This window comes from Pseudorhodoplanes sp., from assembly GCF_059499825.1.
In genome coordinates, this window is the sequence record NZ_JCABZI010000014.1 from 146,942 (window position 1) to 170,986 (window position 24,045).

The 24,045-nt window shown below is 63.8% G+C and carries 18 protein-coding genes; 15 read left to right on the top strand and 3 right to left on the bottom strand.

Going from position 1 to position 24,045, the window contains the following annotated elements; all coding sequences use genetic code 11:
- The first annotated feature begins 77 nt into the window (after nucleotides 1-77).
- The 7 genes from AC5I5I_RS20485 (at nucleotide 78) to murC (ending at nucleotide 9,536) form a co-directional block, all read left to right on the top strand.
- Entirely contained in the window at nucleotides 78-1,523 is a 1,446-nt protein-coding gene (locus AC5I5I_RS20485; protein WP_495976080.1) for a UDP-N-acetylmuramoyl-L-alanyl-D-glutamate--2,6-diaminopimelate ligase, read from the top strand.
- 45 nt (nucleotides 1,524-1,568) lie between these two features.
- The gene (locus tag AC5I5I_RS20490) at nucleotides 1,569-3,008 is read left to right on the top strand and encodes a UDP-N-acetylmuramoylalanyl-D-glutamyl-2,6-diaminopimelate--D-alanyl-D-alanine ligase (protein ID WP_495976082.1); all 1,440 of its coding nucleotides are present in this window, start codon (nucleotides 1,569-1,571) and stop codon (nucleotides 3,006-3,008) included.
- A 7-nt stretch (nucleotides 3,009-3,015) separates the two neighbouring features.
- Nucleotides 3,016-4,104 carry a phospho-N-acetylmuramoyl-pentapeptide-transferase gene (gene mraY, locus AC5I5I_RS20495; protein ID WP_495976310.1) on the top strand — a complete coding sequence of 363 codons (1,089 nt, stop codon included), beginning with the start codon at nucleotides 3,016-3,018 and terminating at the stop codon, nucleotides 4,102-4,104.
- Nucleotides 4,101-5,471 carry a UDP-N-acetylmuramoyl-L-alanine--D-glutamate ligase gene (gene murD / locus AC5I5I_RS20500; RefSeq protein ID WP_495976084.1) on the top strand — a complete coding sequence of 457 codons (1,371 nt, stop codon included), beginning with the start codon at nucleotides 4,101-4,103 and terminating at the stop codon, nucleotides 5,469-5,471. Before mraY ends, murD begins: the two co-directional genes overlap by 4 nt.
- Before the next feature lie 171 nt (nucleotides 5,472-5,642).
- A complete protein-coding gene (gene ftsW, locus AC5I5I_RS20505) occupies nucleotides 5,643-6,821 on the top strand; it encodes a putative lipid II flippase FtsW (protein ID WP_495976086.1) in 1,179 nt (392 codons plus the stop codon).
- A gap of 58 nt (nucleotides 6,822-6,879) precedes the next feature.
- Complete coding sequence (murG, locus tag AC5I5I_RS20510; RefSeq protein WP_495976088.1) at nucleotides 6,880-8,001, top strand: undecaprenyldiphospho-muramoylpentapeptide beta-N-acetylglucosaminyltransferase; 1,122 nt, start codon at nucleotides 6,880-6,882, stop codon at nucleotides 7,999-8,001.
- Nucleotides 8,002-8,132: 131 nt separating this feature from the next.
- On the top strand, nucleotides 8,133-9,536 hold the full coding sequence (gene murC, locus AC5I5I_RS20515; protein ID WP_495758386.1) for a UDP-N-acetylmuramate--L-alanine ligase: 1,404 nt from the start codon (nucleotides 8,133-8,135) through the stop codon (nucleotides 9,534-9,536).
- A gap of 18 nt (nucleotides 9,537-9,554) precedes the next feature.
- Here the strand turns inward: murC and AC5I5I_RS20520 are convergent, their stop codons facing one another.
- The 3 genes from AC5I5I_RS20520 to murB all read right to left on the bottom strand — a co-directional run bounded on the left by AC5I5I_RS20520 (nucleotide 9,555) and on the right by murB (nucleotide 12,644).
- Entirely contained in the window at nucleotides 9,555-10,472 is a 918-nt protein-coding gene (locus tag AC5I5I_RS20520) for a D-alanine--D-alanine ligase (protein ID WP_495976090.1), read from the bottom strand.
- A gap of 61 nt (nucleotides 10,473-10,533) precedes the next feature.
- Entirely contained in the window at nucleotides 10,534-11,730 is a 1,197-nt protein-coding gene (locus AC5I5I_RS20525) for an FAD-dependent monooxygenase (RefSeq protein WP_495976092.1), read from the bottom strand.
- The gene (gene murB, locus AC5I5I_RS20530) at nucleotides 11,727-12,644 is read right to left on the bottom strand and encodes a UDP-N-acetylmuramate dehydrogenase (RefSeq protein WP_495976093.1); all 918 of its coding nucleotides are present in this window, start codon (nucleotides 12,642-12,644) and stop codon (nucleotides 11,727-11,729) included. The genes AC5I5I_RS20525 and murB overlap by 4 nt, the downstream gene beginning before the upstream one ends.
- 434 nt (nucleotides 12,645-13,078) lie before the next feature.
- Here murB and AC5I5I_RS20535 point away from each other — a divergent pair, with 434 nt between their 5' ends.
- The 8 genes from AC5I5I_RS20535 (at nucleotide 13,079) to AC5I5I_RS20570 (ending at nucleotide 24,034) form a co-directional block, all read left to right on the top strand.
- Complete coding sequence (locus AC5I5I_RS20535) at nucleotides 13,079-13,978, top strand: cell division protein FtsQ/DivIB (protein ID WP_495976095.1); 900 nt, start codon at nucleotides 13,079-13,081, stop codon at nucleotides 13,976-13,978.
- The gene (gene ftsA, locus AC5I5I_RS20540; protein ID WP_495976097.1) at nucleotides 13,975-15,291 is read left to right on the top strand and encodes a cell division protein FtsA; all 1,317 of its coding nucleotides are present in this window, start codon (nucleotides 13,975-13,977) and stop codon (nucleotides 15,289-15,291) included. Before AC5I5I_RS20535 ends, ftsA begins: the two co-directional genes overlap by 4 nt.
- Nucleotides 15,292-15,379: 88 nt before the next feature.
- On the top strand, nucleotides 15,380-17,095 hold the full coding sequence (gene ftsZ, locus AC5I5I_RS20545; protein WP_495976099.1) for a cell division protein FtsZ: 1,716 nt from the start codon (nucleotides 15,380-15,382) through the stop codon (nucleotides 17,093-17,095).
- Between the two features lie 450 nt (nucleotides 17,096-17,545).
- Nucleotides 17,546-18,490: a UDP-3-O-acyl-N-acetylglucosamine deacetylase gene (gene lpxC / locus AC5I5I_RS20550; protein ID WP_495976101.1), complete on the top strand. Its 945-nt coding sequence runs from the start codon at nucleotides 17,546-17,548 to the stop codon at nucleotides 18,488-18,490.
- 221 nt (nucleotides 18,491-18,711) lie between these two features.
- A complete protein-coding gene (locus tag AC5I5I_RS20555) occupies nucleotides 18,712-19,614 on the top strand; it encodes an outer membrane protein assembly factor BamD (protein ID WP_495976103.1) in 903 nt (300 codons plus the stop codon).
- A gap of 145 nt (nucleotides 19,615-19,759) precedes the next feature.
- Nucleotides 19,760-21,430 (top strand): DNA repair protein RecN, encoded by a 1,671-nt coding sequence (gene recN / locus AC5I5I_RS20560; RefSeq protein WP_495976105.1) that lies wholly within the window; start codon nucleotides 19,760-19,762, stop codon nucleotides 21,428-21,430.
- 119 nt (nucleotides 21,431-21,549) lie between these two features.
- Nucleotides 21,550-23,679, top strand: coding sequence for an NAD-dependent DNA ligase LigA (gene ligA, locus AC5I5I_RS20565; RefSeq protein ID WP_495976106.1), 2,130 nt, complete (start codon nucleotides 21,550-21,552; stop codon nucleotides 23,677-23,679).
- Between the two features lie 124 nt (nucleotides 23,680-23,803).
- The gene (locus AC5I5I_RS20570; RefSeq protein WP_495976108.1) at nucleotides 23,804-24,034 is read left to right on the top strand and encodes a hypothetical protein; all 231 of its coding nucleotides are present in this window, start codon (nucleotides 23,804-23,806) and stop codon (nucleotides 24,032-24,034) included.
- Nucleotides 24,035-24,045: the final 11 nt, after the last annotated feature.

Below are 24,045 nucleotides of genomic sequence, written 5' to 3' on the forward strand. Positions count from 1 at the left end.
GCCGGCATGAAGAGGGCGTCTTTATTTCTTTCTGCTGGCCCCTTGCCCCACCGCCCGGGGCGTGAAACATCGCCGCGATGAAGCTCTCCGACATCCTCTCCGGCCTCGCCACCATCGATCCCGCAACCGGCGCCATCGACATCGGCGGCGTCACTGCCGATAGCCGCGCGGTCAAGCCCGGCGACCTGTTCGTGGCGATTTCAGGCGCCAAGGCCGATGGCCTGCGCTTTGCGGGGGATGCGGTGAATGCCGGAGCTGCCGCCATCCTGGCCGAACGCGGCGATGCCACAGCCGCGATCCCCGTGATTGCGGTTCCCAATGCACGCCGGGCTCTCTCGCTGGCGGCGGCTAAATTGTATCCGCGTCAGCCGGCGACAATCGCTGCAATCACCGGCACCAGCGGCAAGACGTCGGTGGCCGCGTTCACCCGGCAGATCTGGGAGAGTGCCGGTTGCGCGGCCGCCAGTATCGGCACCATCGGCGTGGTGTCGCCGGCGGGCGAGACCTACGGGTCGCTGACGACCCCCGATCCAGTGGCCTTGCATCGCACGCTCGACCAACTTGCGGGCGAAGGCGTTACCCATCTGGCGATGGAGGCCTCCTCGCACGGGCTTGATCAATACCGGCTCGACGGCGTTCGCGTGGCGGCCGGCGGCTTTACTAATCTCAGCCGCGATCATCTCGATTACCATCCCGATCTCGAGTCGTATTTGCGCGCCAAGCTCCGCCTGTTCGAGGAGCTGATCGCACCGGACGGCGCCGCGGTGGTGTCCGCCGATCATGCCGAGGCGCGGCGCGTGATCGAGGCTGCATCCCGTCGCGGCTTGCGGGTATTCACGGTCGGTCGAGACGGCGACGATCTGCATGTCGTGAAAAGCAAAGTCGACGGCTATGCGCAGAAGATCACGCTGCAATTCGACCAGCGGCGGCACGAACTGCATCTGCCTTTGGTCGGCGAATTCCAGATCGAGAATGCGCTGGTTGCGGCGGGCCTTGCCATTGTCACCGGGACGCCGCCGGACGCCGTGTTCGAAGCCATGGAAGACCTTGAAGGCGCTAAAGGCCGGCTGGAATTCGTCGGCCGAAAGGGTACGGCGCCTATCTTTGTGGATTACGCGCACAAGCCGGATGCGCTGGCCAAGACGCTCGAGGCGTTGCGCCCCTATGTGACGGGGCGGCTGTTCGTGGTGTTTGGCTGCGGCGGCAACCGCGATGCCGGCAAGCGTCCGATGATGGGGGCCATCGCCGCCGAAAAGGCCGATCGTGTGATCGTCACCGACGACAATCCGCGTAACGAGGATCCAGCCGCAATTCGCGCTGAAATCATCAAAGCCTCGCCCGGTGCCATCGAAATTGCCGACCGCAACGAGGCCATCCGCAGTGCGATTACGGAACTCCAGAGCGGTGACGTGCTGGTGATCGCCGGCAAGGGCCACGAGAGTGGCCAGATCATTGGCGACCGGGTATTGCCGTTCAGCGACCACGATGCGGTCGCGGCGGCGTTGATGACGCGGAAGGAATGACGTCAGTTTCGTCTGGCGATGACACTTCGGGCGGGGGACGACAACATGAGCGTGCAGGCCCTGTGGGCTCTCGATGCGATGGCATCCGCGATGCAAGCGCGGCGCCAGGGACCGCTGCCCGCATCGATCGGCGGCATTTCGATCGACAGTCGCACGCTGGGAGCGGGCGATGCATTCTTTGCAATCGCCGGCGATAACCGCGACGGTCACGATTTTGTTGATGCGGCTCTTCAAGCGGGCGCCGGCCTTGCGGTTGTTTCGGCGGCCAAGCGCGATGCGTTTGCGGCCGACGCGCCGCTGCTGGTGGTCGACGATGTACTGGAGGGCTTGCGCGATCTTGCACGCGCAGCGCGCGCGCGCTTTGCCGGCAAGGTCATTGCGGTGACCGGCTCGGTCGGCAAGACCTCGACTAAGGAAGCGCTGCGCCTCGTGTTGTCGCGCCAGGGAAAGACGCACGCATCGGCAGCGTCTTACAACAATCACTGGGGCGTGCCGCTGTCATTGTCGCGCTGCCCAGCGGACGCGAATTTTGCCGTGTTCGAACTCGGCATGAATCACGCAGGCGAGATCGGCCCGCTGTCGCGCCTGGTGCAGCCCGATATCGCGATCATCACCACCATCGCGCCGGTGCATATCGAGTTCTTCGAATCCATCGACGGCATCGCGGATGCCAAGGCCGAAATCTTCGGGGGGCTGGTCGAGAACGGGGTCGCCATCCTCAACCGCGACAACGACCAGTACAACCGGCTGTGTGACCGTGCGCTCGATGCGCGGGTATCACGGGTGGTGGGGTTTGGCGAAGAATCCGGCGCCCACGCGCGACTGATCAAATGCATGCTGCAAGCCGACACGTCCACCGTGCAGGCGAGCATTCTCGGCGATGACGTGACCTACAAGCTCGGCGCGCCGGGAAAGCATCTCGTCATGAATTCGCTTGCCGTACTGGCTGCAGCGAAAATTGCCGGTGCGGATCTGGCCGTCTCGGCGCTCGCGCTCTCCGATCTGCAGCCGGCGAGCGGACGCGGCACCCGCATCAGGCTCGATATGCCCGGTGGTCACGCGCTCCTGATCGACGAGAGCTACAACGCCAATCCCGTCTCTATGGTCGCCGCCCTTGCGCTGCTCGGGCAGGCCGAACCGGGTTCGAGCGGACGGCGGATCGCCGTGCTGGGCGACATGCTCGAACTCGGTGAGCGGTCGGCTGAACTGCATGCCGTATTGGCGCAGCCGATTGTGGATCATGGGGTCGATCTGGTATTTTGCGCTGGACCGGGCATGCGAAATCTGTGGGAGGCGCTTCCCTCCAATCGCCGGGGCGGCTATGCCAATGACTCCGGCGCCCTGGAACCGCGGGTTCTCGAAGCGGTATCGAGCGGCGATGTCATCATGATCAAGGGCTCCAACGGCTCGAGAATGACACCCATCGTGAAAGCGCTTCAGCGCAGGTTTGCGCACCGTGACGCGATGGATGCAGCGCAAGGTTGATTGCCGCATGCTCACTTGGCTTGCCGACTATTCCGAATCGTTTCCGGCACTGAATATTTTCCGCTACATTTCGTTCCGGACCGGCGGCGCGTTGATGACCGCCGCCCTGTTCATGTTCCTCGCCGGTTCGCCGATCATCGACTGGCTGCGCGCCGCGCAGGGCAGGGGACAACCGATCCGCGAGGACGGTCCGCAATCGCATCTGAAGAGCAAGATCGGCACGCCGACCATGGGCGGGCTGATGATCATCTTCGCGGTGACGGTGTCGACGATATTGTGGGCCAATGTCTACAACCCGTATGTCTGGGTCGTGATCGGCGTCACGGTCGCATTCGGCATGATCGGCTTTTACGACGACTACCTGAAGGTGACGAAGCAGCAGGCCTATACGGCTTTCTCGGGCAAGCTGCGTCTGACCGCCGAAACGATCGTCGCACTCCTCGCCTGCCTTGCGATCGCGCAGCTTGGCCGGCCGGCTTTTGCGACATCGCTGGCGTTCCCTTTCTTCAAGGACCTGATCGTCGATCTCGGCTGGTTCTTCGTTGTGTTCGGTGCCTTCATCATCGTCGGCGCCGGCAATGCTGTGAATCTTACTGACGGCCTCGATGGCCTCGCGATCGTGCCGGTGATCATTGCTGCGCTCAGTTTCGGGCTGATTTCCTACCTGGCCGGCAACGCGCTGTTCGCCGATTACCTGCAGATCCATTATGTCGCCGGCACCGGCGAACTGGCGGTGCTGTGTGGCGCCGTGATCGGAGCCGGCATCGGCTTTCTCTGGTACAATGCCCCTCCTGCCTCGATCTTCATGGGCGATACCGGCTCGCTCGCGCTGGGTGGCTTGATCGGCACCATCGCGGTCGCGACCAAGCACGAGATTGCTCTTGCGATCATCGGCGGGTTGTTTGTGCTGGAGGCAGTATCGGTCATCGTGCAGGTGGTCTCGTTCCGGCTGTTCGGCAAGCGCGTGTTCCGGATGGCGCCGATCCATCACCATTACGAGCAGAAGGGCTGGACCGAGCCGCAGATCGTGATCCGGTTCTGGATCATCTCGATCATGCTGGCGCTGATCGGGCTGTCGACGCTGAAACTGCGATGATCCCGGTCACCACCTTCGCGGGCAAGACCGTTGCCGTATTCGGTCTTGGCGGGTCCGGGCTTACCACCTGCCACGCGCTGATCGAGGGCGGCGCGACCGTGATCGCCTTCGACGACGATGCGAAGAAGGTTGCGAAGGCGGCGGAGGCGAAGGTCGGCACCGGCGACTTGCACGACATCGACTGGTCCAAAGTTGCTGCGCTGATCCTGACTCCCGGTGTGCCGTTCACGCATCCGGAACCGCACTGGTCGGCGAAGCTTGCGACTGCGGCCGGCGTCGAGATCATCGGCGATGTCGAGTTGTTCTGCCGCGAGCGGCGCAAACAAGCGCCCGATGCGCCGTTCGTCGCCATCACCGGTACTAACGGCAAATCCACGACCACCGCGCTGATCGCGCATCTGCTGCTGCATGCTGGCCGCGACGTACAGATGGGCGGGAATATCGGTGTGCCGGTGCTGCAACTCGAACCGCTCACTGCCGCGCGTCACTACGTGATCGAGTGCTCCTCCTACCAGATCGACCTCGCGCCTTCGATCGATCCGGCCATCGGCATCATGCTCAACGTCACCCCGGACCACATCGACCGGCACGGCACCATCGAGCATTATGCGGCGGTAAAGAGCCGTATTCTCGGTCGCGCGAAGGTTCGCATCATCGGGGTCGACGACGATTACGGGCGCGGCATGGCAAAAAATCTCGCCGCCATGCAGCGCGCGGTGGTGCCGATATCGATCGATCGCATCATCCCGCATGGCTATGTCGGGGGGGAACGCAACATCTACCGGACCGGCTCCAGCGAAGCCGAGGACATCGCCGATCTGACCGGCATCGGTTCGCTGCGCGGCAGCCACAACATGCAGAATGCCGTCGCCGCTTTCGCGGCGTGTTCGGCGCTGGGCGTCGACGACAAGACCTTGCAGGAGGGTCTGCGCACGTTTCCCGGTCTCGCGCATCGCATGGAGGAGGTCGGCCGAAAAGGTGCGGTCCTGTTCGTCAACGATTCAAAGGCCACCAACTCCGACTCGGCGGCGAAGGCGCTGGCCTCGTTCGACAACATCTACTGGATTGCCGGCGGATTGCCGAAAGAGGGCGGTATTGCAGGGCTCGCCGAATTCTTTCCGCGCATCCGCAAGGCCTATCTGATCGGCAAGGCAGCGCCGGACTTCGCCCGCACGCTCGATGGCAAGGCGCCGTACGAGATCTCCGATGCGCTCGACGTGGCGGTGGAGCATGCCGCCCGCGATGCCGCCGAAGCCGGCAAACCCGCCGTTGTGCTGCTGTCGCCGGCCTGCGCCTCGTTCGATCAGTTCCCGAATTTCGAGGTGCGGGGCGACCGGTTCCGCGAAGTGGTGCTGGGACTGCTGTAGCCGTCAGCTATCTCCAACTCTCTCTCGGTCGCCCCGCGAAAGCGGGGATCCATAGCCACGGCTCCGGAATATGGGTCCCGGCCTTCGCGGGACGACAGCAACAAGCGGCGCGCTCGCTTCATTAATCAAACCTAAACCCGGACGGGGGACTTTGATCCTTCGGGGGCCCTGATGATCTCGCGCACGCGACTGACGCCTTTTGCGGTCTGGTGGTGGACGATTGACCGGCTGACGCTTGCCGCGCTGGGCGCATTGATGCTGGCCGGCATCATTCTCCTGTTGGCGGCAAGTTCACCGGTGGCCAGCAAGCTCGGGCTCGATCCGTTTCATTTCGTGAACCGGCAGATTATGTACCTGCTGCCGGCGATCGCGATCATGCTCGGCACCTCGCTGCTGTCGCCGCATCAGATCCGGCGGTTGGCGCTGGCCGTGTTTGTTATCAGCATGGTGATGCTGGCGGGAACGCTAGTTTTCGGCACCGAGATCAAGGGCGCGCGGCGCTGGATCGTCCTGTTCGGCGTCAACATCCAGCCGTCCGAATTCGTCAAGCCCGCCTTCGTGATCCTGATCGCCTGGCTGTTCGCCGAATCCGCGCGCAAGCCCGACATGCCCGCCAATACGCTGGCCCTCGCGCTGCTCGGAGCGGTGGTCACGCTTCTGATGATGCAGCCGGATTTCGGCCAGACCATGCTGATCGCGATGGTCTGGGGCTCGCTGTTCTTCATGGCTGGCATGCGGTTGATCTGGGTCGCGGGACTGGCCGGCGGCGCGGTCGCGGGTCTCGGCGCCGCCTACATGACGGTGCCGCATGTGGCGCGCCGCCTGAAGCGATTTATGGACCCGTCGTCGGGCGATACTTTCCAGGTCGACAACGCGGTGGAGTCTTTCCTGCGCGGCGGGTGGATTGGGCAGGGGCCGGGCGAGGGCACGGTGAAGCGTATCCTGCCCGACAGCCATGCCGATTTCATCTTCGCCGTCGCGGCCGAAGAATTCGGCATCGTGCTCTGCCTGATCGTGGTCGCGCTGTTCGCCTTCATCGTGATCCGGGTGCTGTCGCGCGCGGCGGCGGCGCAGGATCCGTTCGCACGCTACGCCGCGGCCGGCCTCGCGATCCTGTTCGGCACCCAGTCGGCCATCAATATGTCTGTCAATCTGCACCTGATTCCGGCCAAGGGCATGACACTGCCGTTCATCTCCTATGGCGGCTCCTCGCTGCTCTCGCTCGCCTATGGCATGGGGATGGTGCTGGCGCTCACCCGGGAGCGCCCGCAGGCCGAGCAGTTCGGCCGGCATGGCGGGAATGCGCTTGGCGGGAAGGCGCTCGGCGCGACCAGCCCGGCGCGCGCCTGACCCATCCGATCCGCTGACGGCGCTTCTGAATTCTCAAAACGCCCTCTAAAGTGGCGGCATGACCGACGTCCAGAACATCCCGCCCGCATCTCCTCTCGTCATGGTGGCCGCCGGGGGCACCGGCGGACATCTGTTTCCAGCCGAATCTCTGAGCGCGGCGTTGGCGAAGCGCGGCATCGGTACCGTCCTCGCCACCGATAATCGCGCGGCGAAGTTCGGCGACCATTTCAAGTCGCTGCATGTCGTGCCGAGCGCCACCCTGCGCGGACGCGATCCAATATCTATCCTGCGTACCGCCGTCACGATGACGGTTGGTCTCGGCAAGGCAGCGATGTTGATGCGCAAGGTCAGACCGTCGATCGTGGTCGGCTTCGGCGGCTATCCCTCGGTGCCGCCGGTCTTCATGGCGAGCATCATGAAAATCCCGACCCTGCTGCACGAGCAGAACGCGGTGATGGGCCGCGCCAATCGGTTCCTGGCGTCCCGTGTCAGTGCGATCGCAACCGGGTTCGCAGGCGTCACCGACAAGGACAAGGCGCTGGAGATCAAGACCACCTGCATCGGCAATCCGCTGCGTCCGGCGGTGATCGCTGCGGCCGATACGCCCTATCCGGCGATCGAGCCGAACGGCCCAATCCACATTCTCGTCTTTGGGGGCAGCCAGGGTGCCAGCATCATGGCCGATATCGTGCCGCCGGCAGTGGCGAAACTGCCGCCGCATCTGCAGATGCGGCTGAAGATCGTCCAGCAGGTGCGCGAGGAGGATATGACGCGGGTGCGCGATATCTATACGCGGGCGCAGGTAGCCCATGAGATCGCGCCCTTCTTCACCGATTTGCCGGCGCGGATGGCGGCCGCTCATCTCGTGGTGTCACGTTCGGGCGCGGGGACCGTCGCGGAACTGTCGGCAATCGGTCGGCCGGGTATCCTCGTGCCGCTGCCGCACGCGCTGGATCAGGATCAGGCAGCCAACGCCTTGGTGCTGGAAAAGGCCGGCGGCGCGATCCGCATTCTGCAGAAGGATTTCACGCCGGACCGGCTGGCCTCCGAGATCGACGCGCTGGCTGCCGATCCCGGCCAGCTTGCCACCATGGCATCCCGGGCCAAAGGCATCGGGGTGCTTGACGCCGCCGACCGGCTGGCCGATCTGGTACTGAGAGTGGCCCAGGTTGCGGCTTAGCCATAGGTGGAATACGCCGTCATGCCCGACCTTGTGCCGGGCATCCACGTCTTTCTTGTCTAGGGCTAAGACGTGATGGCCGGGACAAGCTCGGCCGTGACGTGGCCAAAAACAATGCTCGGGGACCATGCATGAAATTGCCGCGCGATCTTGGTTCGATCCATTTCGTGGGGATCGGAGGCATCGGCATGAGCGGCATTGCCGAGGTGCTGGCCAATCTCGATTACACCGTCACCGGCTCCGATGTCTCCGAGAGCGCCAACGTTAAGCGCTTGCGGGAGAAGAACATCCAGGTGACCGTCGGTCATGACGCGAAGAATGTCGACGGCGCGAGCGTGGTCGTGGTGTCATCCGCGATCAAACGCGATAACCCGGAACTGGTCGCCGCGCGCGCAAAGCGGCTGCCGATCGTGCGTCGTGCCGAGATGCTGGCCGAATTGATGCGGTTGAAATCGGCGGTGGCCATTGCCGGCACTCACGGCAAGACCACCACGACGTCGATGGTGGCAACGCTGCTCGATGCCGGCGGGCTCGATCCGACCGTGATCAACGGCGGCATCATCAACGCCTACGGAACCAATGCGCGGCTCGGCGAGGGCGAGTGGATGGTGGTGGAGGCCGACGAATCCGACGGCACCTTCCTGAAGCTGCCGGCCGATGTCGCGATCGTCACCAATGTCGATCCCGAACATCTCGATCACTTCAAGACCTTCGAGGCCGTCAAGGAGGCGTTCAAGGCGTTTGTCGAGAATGTGCCGTTCTACGGCTTTGCCGTGATGTGCACAGACCATCCGCAGGTGCAGACGCTGGTCGGCCGAATCGAGGACCGGCGCATCATCACCTATGGCGAGAACCCGCAGGCCGATGCACGTCTTGTCGGCCTCCACTACAAGGGTGGCGTCTCGCATTTCTCCGTGGCGTTCCGCGGCCGCGACGCACAGGCCGAGCATGTGATCGACGGACTGACGTTACCGATGCCGGGGCGCCACAACGCGCTCAATGCCACCGCGGCTATCGCGGTTGCGCATGAACTGCTCGTGCCGGACGAACAGATCCGCAAAGCCATCGCCTCATTCGGTGGTGTGAAGCGCCGATTTACCCGCACCGGTGAATGGAACGGCGTCACCGTCATCGACGATTACGGCCATCATCCGGTTGAAATCTCGGCCGTGCTGCGTGCCGCCCGCGAGTCGAACGAGGGCCGCGTCATCGCGGTGGTGCAGCCGCATCGCTATACGCGCCTCAAGGAATTGTTCGAGCAGTTCTGCACCTGCTTCAACGATGCCGACGCCGTGATCGTCGCCGATGTGTATTCGGCAGGCGAACAGCCGATCAAGGATATCGACCGCGATCATCTGGTGATGGGCATTCGCGCGCGCGGCCACCGCAACGTGTCGGCACTCGAAAGCTCGGAGCGGCTTGCCACCATGATCCGTGGCATTGCGCAGCCGGGTGACATGGTGGTGTGCCTCGGCGCGGGAAACATCACGCAATGGGCCTATGCGCTGCCCGGCGAGTTGCAGGCGCTGGGCTGATCGCTCGCGGGCCGGCAGTTATCGGTTCAGCGACGCGTCCTCGATCATCCAGCTCACCAGCTGCTCGAACGACATTCCGGCATGGGCGGCCAGTTCCGGTACCAGCGATGTCTGGGTCATGCCGGGAATGGTATTGACCTCGAGACACACCAGTCCGTCGACACCGCGCGTGTCGTCCCAGCGGAAATCCGCGCGGGTCACGCCGCGGCAGCCGAGCGCATCATGCGCCATCACGGTGAGCCGCTGGATTTCGCGCGTGATCTCGTCGGGGATCACCGCCGGCAGCACATGCTCCGAACCGCCGGGCGCGTATTTCGCCTCATAATCGTAGAACTTCACCTTCGGCACGATTTCGATCACGGCGGTGGCCTCGCCCTTCACCACCGCGCAGGTCAGTTCCTTGCCGGGGATATAGGTCTCGCACAGCACGACCTCGCCGAACGCCCAGTCCTCGCGAAACAATTCCTGCGGCGGATGATCGTGAGCGTCGGTGACGATGAATACGCCGACGCTGGACCCTTCCGCGATCGGCTTGATGACATATGGACGCGGCAGCGCATGCGCCTTGCCGGCCTCGAACCGCGAGATCACCTTGCCCTGCGGCACCGGCACGCCGCCGGCGGCAAGCATGACCTTTGCCGCATCCTTTTTCATCGCCAGCGATGAGGCCTGCACGCCGGAATGGGTATAGGGAATGCCGAGGATTTCCAGCACGCCCTGGATGGTGCCGTCCTCGCCCGGCCGTCCGTGCAGGATGTTGAAAGCAACATCCGGCTTGAGCTTGTCGAGCACGGTCGCGATGTCGCGCGCGACGTCGATGCGGGTGACGCGATAGCCGGCGCGCTCGGCGGCATCCGCGCAGGCCCTCCCGGAGTTCAGCGATACTTCGCGTTCCGACGACCATCCACCCATCAGGAATGCGACATGCTTGGTCATACGGTCTCTCGTTTCAATAGAAGCACGATGTCGTCCGAAAACCGCTTCAAACTTTTCGGCATCATGCCTTTGCGGGAAGCTGGAACCCGTCATAGAGCCAGGCGACGCAATCGAACATGTCCTGCTCGCTCTTGTTCTCCCAAGTCGAGCGCATCACTTCGCGTTCGATCCCGCCGACGTGATACCAATTGTCCCAGAGATAACGCGATTCGTATTGGACGCGGGCGGTGCGCAGATATCGCGCATCGACATATTGCTTGAAAGCAGCCTCGACCCGGTCGCCCGATGTGCTGTCGAGCAATTCAGCGAGGCAGACCGCATCCTCGATCGCCATGCAGGCGCCCTGAGCCAGGCTCTGCAGCGTCGGATGCGCGGCATCGCCGAGCAGCGTGACCCGGCCGCTGCTCCAGCGCCGGATCGGATCGCGATCGCCCGAGACCCAGCCGCGTCGGGACAGGTCCATCATCGCCCAGAGTTTCTTCATGGTCGGATGCGAGTCGCGATAGACGCGGGCGAGATCAGGATGCGGGCTGTCGGTGTCGGTCGGCGCCATATCCAGTGTCTTGAATACGGTCACGACATTGAACAGACTGTGGTCGCGTAGCGGGTAATGCACGATATGGAAGCCATCGCCCGACCACATCACCACATTGTCGGTATCGACGTCGAAATTCACCTCGCTCATCGGCACGATGGTGCGGTGGGCGACGTAGCCCAGCGAGCGCGGAGGACCTTCGTCTGTCATCTGCTGACGGATGGTCGACCGGATGCCGTCCGCGCCGATCAATGCTGCCCCTTCGTAGTGGCGGCCGTCCGAAATGTCGACGCGCACGCGATCGCCAAGGTCCTCGAACGATTTGACTGGCGTATTCGGGATCATCTGCACGTTGGGAAGGGCGCGGCAGGCATCGAGCAGCACCTTGTGCAGGTCGACGCGATGAATGACGACATAGGGTTTCTTGAAGCGCCGCAGGAAAGAATCGCCGGTAGGTATCCGTGCGATCACGCCACCATCGATCCAGTCATACATCACCATCGATTTCGGCCGTAGCGCAACAGCGAGGACCGCATCGGCAACCCCGAGCCTATCAAGCATCCAGAACACATTGGGGCCGAGCTGGATGCCATATCCGATCACGCCGAACTCTTCGGCCTCCTCCAGCAGCAGAACATCGAAGCCCTTGCGCCCAAGCGCCAGTGCGGTCATCGCGCCGCCCAGTCCACCGCCGACGACGATGATGGGAAGGCCGCCAGTCACGCGCCGACTCCGATCCGCTTGATTTCCCACTCGAGTGTCACGCCCGAATTCTCCTTCACCCGCCTGCGCACGGTCTCCCCGAGCGTCTCGATATCGGCCGCGGTCGCGTTGCCGCGATTGATCAGAAAGTTACAATGCAATTCCGACACCTGCGCGTCTCCGACCGCCAGTCCACGGCAACCAGCGGCATCAATCAACTGCCAGGCCTTGTTGCCGGGCGGATTCTTGAAGGTCGAGCCGCCCGTGCGGCTTTTGATCGGTTGCGTCGCCTCCCGCGACTCGGTGATTTTCTCCATTTCGGCGGCGATCGTTGCCCGGTCGCCAGGCTGGCCTTCGAACAGCGCCTCCGTGAAAATCACGTCTTCGGGCGCGCCGCAATGTCGGTACGTGTAGTGCATGTCGGCATTGCTGTAGACGCTGATGTTGCCCTGCCGGTCGACCCCCCGTGCCTCGATCAGTGCATCTTTCGTTTCTCCACCATAGGCGCCGCCATTCATGCGAAGCGCGCCGCCGATGCCGCCGGGGATCCCGCGCAGAAAAGATAGCCCCGCGATACCGGCCTCCTGCGCTGCGCGCGCAACTTTCACATCAGGTACGGCGGTGCCGGCGCGGATGCGCGTGCCTTCCACCTTCACATCGTTGAAGCCGCGACCGAGCCGGATGACCACGCCCGGAACGCCGGCGTCGCGGACGATCAGATTCGAGCCGAGTCCGATGACCATCACGGGGATTTCGGTCGGCAGGTGCTTCAGAAAATAGGCAAGATCGGTCTCGTCCTCCGGCATGAACAGCACCTGTGCCGGGCCGCCGACACGGAACCAGGTGAGTTCGGCGAGCGGCTGGTTGGCCAGCAGGCGCCCGCGCAATTCCGGCATGCGGGACTTCAGGTCAGAGGAAATGTCGAGGAAGGTCATCAGGTTTCCAAACGGCCCTGCCAATACCGGGCCGCTGCTTCGCATGCGTACAAGCGAGGATTACAACGCGATCCGCGCGAATGAAAGACATTGGACCGACTGGCTCGGCGTGCGTGCTGCGCTCAACGAGGGTCGCAGCTCGTTTCTGCACCTCGAATCCGCGCCCACCACCCACAGGTTCCTTAACGCGATCCGTTAAACTTTTACCAAAACTTTACTAAACGAGCCGAAGACTGACCTCGACTGGCGTAACGCGTTCTAGGCTGTCTTTCGGGCGGTCGCGGCGTGGCGCGCAACGGTTCGCCGCCACGGGGCGGCGAGGGGACGGAGGTTGGTTTCGTGTTTTCGAGTCGGTGCCATCGCGGGCATGACCGGGCCGTCGCGCAGTCGCGCCAGTCCGGCGCATGCCGGCATCGGGTTTGAAGAGTTTCTCAATGGCTGAACGACAGCGTCTCGCACCAGTGACGCGGACGGCGAGTGCCCGCCGCGGCGGGCGGCCCGGCCGGCGTTTCCTGGCCAAACTCGAACGCACGCTTCCGCGCGGCGCCGGAACGCTTGCCGCATTTGCCTTCATCATCGCCAGCGTTGGATATGGCGTTGCCCGCGGCGGCCACGCCGAGACGATCGGTGCGCAACTGGCCGAAATTCGCGATGCAGCGGCAAACAGCGTCGGCTTCGAGATTTCCGCGATCGCCCTCACCGGCGAAAAGCAACTCACCCGGGAAGAAATCCTCAATATCGCCAGCATTTCCGGCCGCGCCTCGCTTTTGTTTCTCGACGCCGAGGCGGCCCGGACGCGGCTGAAGGCCAATGCCTGGATCGCCGACGCCACCATCCTGAAGCTGTTTCCCGATCGCCTGCATATTGCCGTCACCGAGCGCCGCGCCTTTGCGCTGTGGCAGAAGGACGGCCGGGTGGGTGTGATCTCGCGTGACGGCGTCATGGTCGAACCGTTCGTGGCGCCGCATGTCGCGCATCTGCCGCTGGTCGTCGGTAACGGCGCGCAGACCAAGGCCGCCGACTTTCTCACGGTGATGAACGGCTACCCCGAGCTGCGCGACCAGGTCTACGCCTATGTGCTGGTGGCGGAGCGGCGCTGGAACCTGCGGCTGAAGAACGGCATCGACATCCGGCTGCCGGAAGCCGAGCCGGCCGAAGCGATCGAGTCGCTGCTCGCGCTCGATCGCGACAAGAAGCTTTTGTCCCGCGACGTCGCCGCGATCGATCTGCGCATCCGTGACCGCGTCACCGTGCGGCTGTCGGACGAGGCCGCTGCCGCCCGCGCAGAGGCGCTGAAGGACAAGAACGGCAAGCGCAAGGGAGGCGACGCATGAGTCTCCTGCAATTCGGCGTGGCGCCCAAGATGAAGCCGATTTCGCGCAAGCGCGCGGCGCTGGTCGCGGCCCTCGATGTCGGAACCAGCAAGGTTGTCTGCATGATCGCGCGGCTGGAGCCGAGCGGCGGCAACGATGTGCTGCGGCGGAGGAGCCATTCGATCGAGGTGATCGGCTTCGGCCATACCGAGGCGCGCGGCATGAAGGCCGGCAGCGTCGCCGATCTGGAGGCCGCGGATCACGCGATCCGGCATGCGGTCGAACTCGCCGAGCAGGCGGCGGGCGTGCATCTGGAATCGGTCGCGGTCTCGATATCGGCCGGCCGGTTTTCCAGCGAGCGCTTCACCGCGTCGGTGGACGTCGTCGGGCCTTCGATCCGCGATGGCGACATCGCCCGGCTGCTCCAGGCCGGAAGCCAGCATTCCGGCCGTGACGGGCGGGTGGTGCTGCATTCGTTGCCGCTCGGCTACGCCATAGACGGCGTGCACGGCATTCGCGATCCGCGCGGCATGCTGGCGCGACGATTCGGTCTGGACATGCACGTGGTTTGCGCCGATGCGGCGGCGCCGCGCAACCTGATGCTGGCGATCGAACGCGGTCAGCTCTCGATAGAGGCGATGGTGGCCTCGCCGTACATGGCCGGATTATCGGCCTTGGCGGATGACGAAGCCGATCTCGGGGCCGCGGTGGTCGATATGGGCGCCGGCACCACCACCATCGCCGTGTTTTCCGGCGGGCGATTCGTCCATGCCGACGGGTTCGCCGTGGGTGGCACGCATGTCACCATGGATCTTGCGCGCGGACTGAATGCGAGGGTCGCAGATGCCGAGCGAATCAAGACGTTCTATGGCACTGTTGTGTCTGGAATGAGCGACGAGCGCGATATGATTCCCGTGCCCGCGGTGGGTTTGGAGTCGCGTGAGCCGCCGCAGGTCGTTTCCCGCGCTGCGCTGGTGCCTTTCATCCGGCCGCGCGTTGAAGAGATTCTGGAGATGATTCGCGATCGGCTTTCGACGTCTCCGTTCGCTGCCGAGCCGCAGGGAACTGTGGTTCTGACCGGTGGCGCGAGCCAGCTGGCCGGCTTGCCGGACATTGCCTCGCGCATTCTTGGAAGGCAGGTGCGCGTGGGCAGGCCGCTCGGTCTGTCCGGACTACCGGATGCAGCCAAGGGGCCTGCCTTTGCAGTCGCCGCGGGGCTTCTGGTTTATCCGCAGGCGGCGCATCTCGAACATTTCGAACCGCGGAAAACGCGGCAGGCGATGACAGGCGGGTATTTGACCAAGGTCCATCAATGGCTTCGGGAAAGCTTCTGATGGCAGCAATTCAGGATCTCCGGGACGGCCGGCGGCGGACCGGCCCTTGCGGGGACATCATCCACGCCCGCGTATGGAAGAGGCAGCCATGACAGTGACACTCACAGCTCCCGATATCCGCGAGCTGAGGCCCAGGATCACCGTTTTCGGGGTCGGAGGCGCCGGCGGCAATGCGGTCAACAACATGATCGCTGCCGGGCTCCAGGGCGTCGAATTCGTCGTCGCCAATACCGACGCCCAGGCGCTGACCTCCTCGCGGGCGCCGCGCAAGATCCAGATGGGCGTCCAGGTCACCGAGGGTCTCGGTGCGGGCTCGCAGCCCGAAGTCGGAAAGGCCGCGGCCGAAGAGGTGATGGACGAGGTCCGGGATCATCTCAGCGGTGCGCACATGGTGTTCGTCACCGCCGGAATGGGCGGCGGCACCGGCACCGGCGCAGCACCCGTCATCGCCAAAGTGGCGCGCGACATGGGCATCCTGACCGTCGGCGTCGTGACCAAGCCGTTCCAGTTCGAGGGCGACCGGCGCATGCGCTATGCCGAAGCCGGCATCGCCGAACTGCAGAAGAATGTCGACACGCTGCTGATCATCCCGAATCAGAACCTGTTCCGGGTCGCCAACGAGAAGACCACCTTTGCCGACGCGTTCGCGATGGCGGACCGTGTGCTGTATTCCGGCGTTGCCTGCGTCACCGACTTGATGGTGAAGGAAGGCCTGATCAATCTCGACTTTGCCGACGTGCGCGCGGTGATGCGCGAAATGGGCAAGGCGATGATGGGGACCGGCGAAGCCTCCGGCGAGAAGCGTGCCATCACAGCGGCGGAAGCGGCGATCGCCAATCCGCTGATCGACGACAATACGATGAAGGGTGCCAAGGGCCTGCTGATTTCGATCACCGGCGGCAAGGACCTGACGCTGTATGAGGTCGACGAGGCGGCGACCCGTATCCGCGAGGAAGTCGACAAGGACGCCAATATCATCGTCGGTGCGACGTTCGACGACAGCCTCGAGGGCATCATTCGCGTTGCGGTCGTCGCAACCGGTGTCGATCGTCCGGCTGCGGCGGCGAAGCCCCCGGTCGAGACCGTGAAGCGCGTGGTGCATGAAACCCCGCGCCCGATCGAGCGGCCGAGGCCGATCGCCGCGGCGGCGCCAGCGCATCATGCGCCGGTTCAGGCTCCGGCCGCCGTGCACAATGTGTCGTCGATCGATGCCGCAGCCACGGCGGCTGTGGCCGCCGCGCTTGGCCAGGATATGGGCTTCCAGGATGCGGAGCTCGACGACGACGTCACGATTCGCCCAACGCCCCCCAAGCCGACACTGTTCGTCGAGCCGTCCGCACCGCCGCCCCCGTCGCAGTCGGAAACCTTCGGCAACTTCATTCCGCCGCATCCGGAGCGCGTGCCTCAGCGTCCTCGTATGCCGCGGATTGACGAATTGCCGCCGCAGGCGCAGCGCGAAATCCAGGCTCAGCGGGGGGAATTGGCGGCGCCAGAGCCCGAAAAGCAACGCATGTCGCTTTTGAAGCGTCTCGCTTCGGCCGGCCTCGGTCTGAAATCCGAGTCCGACGAGCCTCAGATGCGTCAGGATCCGCATCCGATGGCACCGCCGCAGCCGATGCAGCGGATGCCGCAGCGGCCGCCGGCGCGGCCGATGGATGGCCGCGATCCGGTCTCCGACTATGCTCGGCGGCCGCCGCAGGCGCCCCAAGGCTTGGACATGCACGGTCGGCAGGCCCCTGTGAATAATTCTGCAGAGGACGATCAACTGGAGATCCCGGCTTTCCTTCGTCGGCAAGCCAACTGACCAGTTTTCGGATGGACGAATGCGAAGAGAGCCCTGGCCATTGGCCGGGGCTTTTCCTTTCGTGGTCGCCGCGAGTGCAGCTAAGTTACTGATTTTTCATCAAAGATTTTGCGGTGCGAAAGCGGTGCAAACTGCACTATGGCATTCGTGCCAAAGCAGTTGCAGAAATGCAACGGAGCGTAGGAAAATGAGGCGGGGTGCTGACGCGAATGCGGCCGGATCAAGGTAACAAAACGTAAAAAAGCGTGACTTTGGAGGATGGGGACCTGGGTCTAAGCTCTGAATGCGACGAAGGTTTTCGTCTCAGGAGATTCGGGCAGGGGGGATAGTCCTTAAGACTACCTGCCGGAAGGGATCGGGGCAAAAGTCTGTCGATTGGGGTCACTTCGGGGGATTGCGCTGCGCAACATATCGCGCGGTGTTCAGCCGAAAAACAGACGGGACGAGCGTATGAGAGCCGCAAGGCAGACCACGCTGCGTGAACAGGTAACGATTTCCGGAATCGGCGTTCATTCCGGATTGCCTGTTAACCTTACTCTCAATCCCGCAGATGCCGACACCGGCGTCCTGTTTTCGCGGACCGACGCCGACGGCGGGGAGCGTGAAGTTCGCGCCGATTACCGCGCCGTAACCGCAACGGAGCTCGCGACTGTTCTGGGCGATGAATCGGGTGTGCTCTGCTCGACCGCCGAACATATTCTCGCCGCCCTCCGTGGGCTCGGCGTTGACAATGCCCTCGTTGAAATCGACGGTCCCGAAGTGCCGATCATGGACGGCAGTGCGGCTTCGTTCGTCGATGCGATTGATCAGGTCGGTATCAAGACGCTGTCGAAGGCGCGGCGGTATATCAAGATTCTGAAGCCGGTCAGCGTTGCCAAGGGCGAGTCCTTCGGCGAGCTCCGTCCCGCGGACAGCGGCTTTCAACTCGACATCGAAATCAACTTCGAATCGCCTCTGATCGGTCGCCAGTCGATCTCGATTGATCTCACCGCCGACAGCTTCCGCCGCGACTTGTCGCGTGCCCGGACCTTCGGTTTCATGAAGGACGTTTCCGCGCTCTGGAGCGCGGGCAAGGCACTCGGCGCCTCGTTCGAAAACACCTTGGTGCTGAGCGACAACCGCATTCTGAACAGCGAAGGTCTGCGGTATGCCGACGAATTCGTTCGCCACAAGGCGCTCGACGCGGTCGGCGATCTGGCGCTTGCCGGCGCCCCGATTATCGGAGCCTACCGCTCGGTCCGGGGCGGGCACCGTCTCAACCACGCAGTGCTGGTCGCGCTGATGTCCGATCCCTCCGCTTACGAGGTGGTCGAAGCCGGCGAAACCCGCCGCGTGCGTGGGCATGCCGAGGTGGCCGGGATGGTCGCCCCGGCCTACGGCCCGGACGTGTCCTGACACGCAATTGTTTGGGTACGTCCTGACTGGTGCGCCGGCTTGACTGGCACGCCAACCATCGCCTTAATCCCGGCCCAATATCGTAAGAAAAACCAACAGCGGCCGACGAACTGTCGGCCTGCGAGTTTCTGCTTTGGGGGGCTCCGCATTCCGGGTCAGGAAGGGCGGACCGGTTGCACGATCGGCGCTATCCGGCCCCCTGTGAGGATTGTTGCGCGAGTATGACAGCGGGTTCAGGCATCTTCGCGAGGCTCCGACCGGCCGCAGGGCTGGCTGGCGGCGTGCTGTCGCGATCGCTGGCGCTTGCGCTGGTTGCCTTTGCTTTGGCTGCCTGCGCCGGCGACAAGGATCTGACGATCCCCGACGAGCCGGCCGACAAGCTCTACAACGAAGGCCTGTATCTGCTGCAGCAGAAGCAGCAATACAAGGACGCCGCCAAGAAGTTCGAAGAGGTCGATCGTCAGCACCCTTATTCGGACTGGGCGCGCAAAGCACTGCTGATGCAGGCCTATTCCTATTACGAAGCCAAGGAATATGACGACTCAATCACCGCCGCGAAACGCTACGTGGCGATGCATCCCGGCAGCCCCGATGCCGCCTACGCACAATATCTGATCGGTTCGTCCTATTACGAAGTGATTCCGGACGTGACGCGAGACCAGCAGCGTACCGAACAGGCGATGCGGGAGCTGGAGCAGGTGATCCGCCGCTATCCGAGCACCGAATACGCGGCCAGCGCCAAGAAAAAGCTCGACATTGCGCGCGATCAGCTTGCCGGCAAAGAGATGATGATCGGGCGCTTCTATCTGACCAAGAAGGATTTTTCCGGCGCCATCAATCGCTTCAAGCTGGTGGTGACGCAATATCAGACCACGCGCCACGTTGAGGAGGCGCTGATGCGGCTCACCGAGGCCTATATGGCGCTCGGCATTGTCCAGGAGGCGCAGACCGCAGCCGCCGTGCTCGGGCACAATTTCCCGGACAGTCAATGGTACCAGAGCGCCTACAAGCTGGTTCAGAGCGGCGGTCTCCAGCCGGCCGAAAACAAGCAGTCCTGGATCAGCAAGTTGTTCCAGCCAAAGCCTGCGGGCGAGGTGCGGATCGGTACGCCGGTCGTCCGGTGACCGGAAACGGCCGTTCGTAGCGGTTGCGCGATTGGATAATTTTCCAGCTGTCCAAGCGTCGCATCGTGCTAGAATAAAACGAGAACGGTGCTGATTTGGTGCGCCGTTGGCCGCCCAGCTGACCCGGTTCTCACAAAGACTTCGCATGCTCGTCCGTCTGTCCATCCGCGACATCGTCCTGATCGACAAGCTCGATCTCGACTTCGCCGAGGGCCTCGCTGTGCTCACGGGCGAGACCGGAGCCGGCAAGTCGATCCTGCTCGATGCCTTCGCGCTCGCGCTCGGCGCGCGTGGCGATGCGGGTCTCGTGCGTCAGGGCGCCGAGCAGGGGCAGGTCACTGCGGTGTTCGATGTGCCGGCCCGCCATCCGGCGCGGACGCTTCTGCGTGAACACGGCATCGATGCGGAGGAGGATCTGATCCTGCGGCGCATCCAGTCGCGCGACGGCAAGACCCGGGCCTTCATCAACGATCAGCCGGTATCGGTGCAGGCGCTGCGAAGCCTCGGCGCCGCGCTGGTCGAAATTCACGGCCAGCATGATGACCGCGCGCTGGTCGATGCCGCCACGCATCGTGCGCTGCTCGACGCCTTTGCCGGAGCCGAGGACAAGGCCGCCGACGTCGCACAGTTGTGGGAGGAGTGCCATGCCGCAGCGCGGGCGGTCGAGACACACCGGCTCGAGGTGGAGCGCGCGCAACGTGAGGCCGATTATCTCCGCCATGCGGTCGACGAGTTGGGAAAGCTTCGCCCCGAGCCCGGCGAGGAGACGGCGCTTGCCGAGCGCCGATCCGCCATGATGCAGGCCGAGAAGATTGCCGGCGATCTGCGCGACGCTTACGACGCGGTGGCAGGCAACGCATCGCCAGTTCCCGGTTTTGCGTCGGCGATTCGCCGGCTGGAGCGCCGCAGCGCACAGGCCCCCGGCCTGGCCGACCCTGCGATCAAGGCACTGGACGCGGCGCTGGCCGCAATCGACGAGGCGCGGACGCACCTCGAAAGCGCATTGCGCGCCGCCAATTACGATCCCGCCGAACTCGAGCGGATCGAGGAGCGGTTGTTTTCGCTGCGCGCGGCGGCCCGCAAGTACAATACTCCGGTGGACCAGCTTGCTGCGCTCGCCGAGCGCCATGCGGTGGCGCTTGCGTTGATCGACGCCGGTGCGGAGAAACTGATCGCGCTGGAAAAGATTGCTGCCGAAACCGACGCGCGCTTTCGCAAGGCAGCCGCAGCATTGTCGGATCTGCGCAAGAAGGCGGCCGGCAAGCTCGACAAGGCCGTCAATACCGAGATCAAGCCGCTCAAGCTCGAGCGCGCGGTGTTTTCCACCTCGATCGCGACCGATCCCGAGGCTGCCGGCCCGCACGGTTTCGACCGCGTCGAGTTCTGGGTGCAGACCAATCCCGGCACCAGACCCGGCCCGCTGATGAAAGTGGCGTCCGGGGGAGAACTGGCGCGCTTCCTCCTCGCCTTGAAAGTGGTGCTCGCCGATCGCGGGTCGGCGCCGACGCTGGTGTTCGACGAAATCGATACCGGCGTAGGAGGCGCAGTTGCGGATGCAATCGGGGTGCGGCTCGCCAAGCTCGCCGCGCGCGTCCAGGCAATTGCGGTCACGCACGCGCCGCAGGTCGCAGCGCGGGCCGACCGCCATTACGTGATTGCCAAGGGCGCGCTCGACAGGGGCAAGCGCGTGGCGACCCGAGTGAGCGAAGTTGCCGCCGACCATCGCCGCGAGGAGATCGCCCGCATGCTGGCTGGCGCCGAGATCACCGACGAAGCGCGCGCCGCGGCGGAGCGCCTGATCAAGGCGGCGGGATAGCACTTCAGTGTCATGCCTCGCGAAGGCCGGGCATCCGAGGGCGTCCCGCTGTCGCAAAACTGGATTGCCCGCTTTCGCGGGCAATGACAGAAAGAACGCCCCGGAATGACGATAGTACCATGGCCAAGCGCGCATCTCCCTTCACGCCGACGGACAAGCTGACCGAGGAGCAGGCGGCGGGCGAACTGGCGCGGCTGGCGAAGCTGATCGCCGAGAACGACAAGCTGTATTATCAAAAAGACGCGCCGAAAATTTCGGACGCCGAATACGACGCGCTACGCCAGCGAAACAATGAGATCGAGGCGCGGTTCCCGGAACTGATCCGCAAGGATTCGCCTTCCCAGAAGGTCGGCGCTGCGCCGACCGGCCGGTTCAAGAAGGTCCGGCATGCGGTGGCGATGCTTTCGCTCGATAACGCGTTTTACGACGAGGACGTGACCGACTTTGTCGACCGGGTGGTGCGCTTCCTGAAGCTGGACGAGGCGCCGGCCTTCACGGCCGAGCCGAAGATCGACGGGTTGTCGCTGTCGCTGCGCTATGAGAACGGCGAACTGGTGACCGGCGCCACGCGCGGCGACGGCGCCGAAGGCGAAGACGTGACGGCGAATGTCAGGACGCTGTCCGACATTCCGCAAAAGCTGGCAGGGCGAGGCATACCGGATATCGTCGAGGTGCGCGGCGAAGTCTACATGACGCATGAGGACTTCCTCGCGCTGAACAAGCGGCAGGCCGAGGCCGAGGAGCCCGTCTACGCCAATCCGCGCAACTCTGCGGCAGGCTCGCTCCGCCAGAAAGACCCGGCGATCACGGCCTCGCGCAACCTGAAATTCTTCGCCTATGCCTGGGGCGAAATGAGCGCGATGCCGCGGGACACGCAGCAGCAGATGGTGGAGTGGATCGGCGAGCGCGGCTTTGTCATCAATCCGCTGTTTCGGCTGTGTAAGTCGGTCGACGACATGCTCGCGATGTATCGCGACATCGAAGCGAAGCGCGCGACACTCGGCTACGACATCGACGGCGTCGTCTACAAGCTTAACCGATTGGACTGGCAGCAGCGGCTTGGGTTCGTGTCGCGGTCGCCGCGCTGGGCGATTGCGCACAAGTTCCCGGCCGAGAAGGCGACCACCGTTGTGAACGACATCGATATCCAGGTCGGCCGCACCGGCGCGCTGACACCGGTGGCCAAGCTGGAGCCGGTTACGGTCGGCGGCGTGGTGGTGCAGAACGCCACACTCCATAACGAGGACTATATCAAGGGCATCGGAAACGACGGCAATCCGATCCGCGGCGGTGTCGATATCCGCATCGGGGATACGGTGGTGATCCAGCGCGCCGGCGACGTGATCCCGCAGGTGCTGGACGTTGTGCTCGACAAGCGGCCGAAGAACGCGAAGCCCTATAAATTTCCAGAGACGTGCCCGGCCTGCGGCAGCCATGCGGTGCGCGAGGAGGACGAGGCGGTGCGCCGCTGCACCGGTGGTCTTATTTGTCCTGCGCAGCAGGTTGAACGATTGCGCCATTTCGTCTCCCGCGACGCCTTCGACATCGAGGGGCTGGGCGAGAAGCAGGTGCAGGCCTTCTACGCGGACGGCCTCGTGATGGAACCGGCCGACATTTTCACACTCGCTGCGCGTGATCAGCGTGCATCGAAAAAGCTGAGCGAACGCGAAGGCTATGGTGAGACTTCGGTGCGCAACCTGTTTGCAGCAATCGAGGAGCGCCGCAAGATCCCACTCAACAAGCTGATCTATGCGCTCGGCATTCGCCATATCGGCGAGACCAATGCGCGACTTATTGCGCGTCACTACGGTGATATCGACGCGTTTCTCGACGGCATGGCGGCTGCCGGCGAGGGGCCTGAGAACGAGGCCTATCAGGAACTGAACAATATCGGCGGCATCGGTGACGTCGTGGCCGGCGCGATCGTCGAATTTTTCAAGGAGAAGAATAACCGCGCGGCCCTCGACCGCCTGCTCGAACACATCAAGGTCGAGCCGATGGAAAAGGCGAAGTCCGACTCCGCCATTTCCGGCAAGACCGTCGTGTTCACCGGCTCGCTGGAAAAGATGACTCGTAACGAGGCGAAGGCGCAGGCGGAGCGGCTCGGAGCAAAGGTAGCGGGATCGGTCTCCAAGAAAACCGATTACGTGGTGGCCGGACCGGGCGCCGGCTCGAAGCTCGCTGAAGCGCAAAAGCACGGCGTAACCGTCCTCACCGAAGACGAATGGCTGGCCATGGCGGGGCAGTAATCGTTCGCCAGCGGATCACTGCGACGTGATCCGCGAAGCCGCATGGCAGCCTTCGAAGTTTAGCGGGACCGGTGGCGACTGGGGCTCCCTATGTCGTTTTTGAAACGACACAGGAGTGCCCGTCATGCCGAAGCATTACATCGCCGCCATGATCCTGACTGCCGCTGCGCTTGCTCCCTTATCCCTTGCGCCCTTATCCACCGCACATGCGCGGGGAGCGGGTATCAACCCAGCGCGCGCTGCCGCCATTCATGAATGCTCACTCGTGTCGCAACGCTATCCGGAGACAACGTTCAGTTCGCTGGAATTCGAGCTTTATCGCGCCTGCATGGCCCGGCACGGCCAGATGGAGTGAGGTCGAGTGAT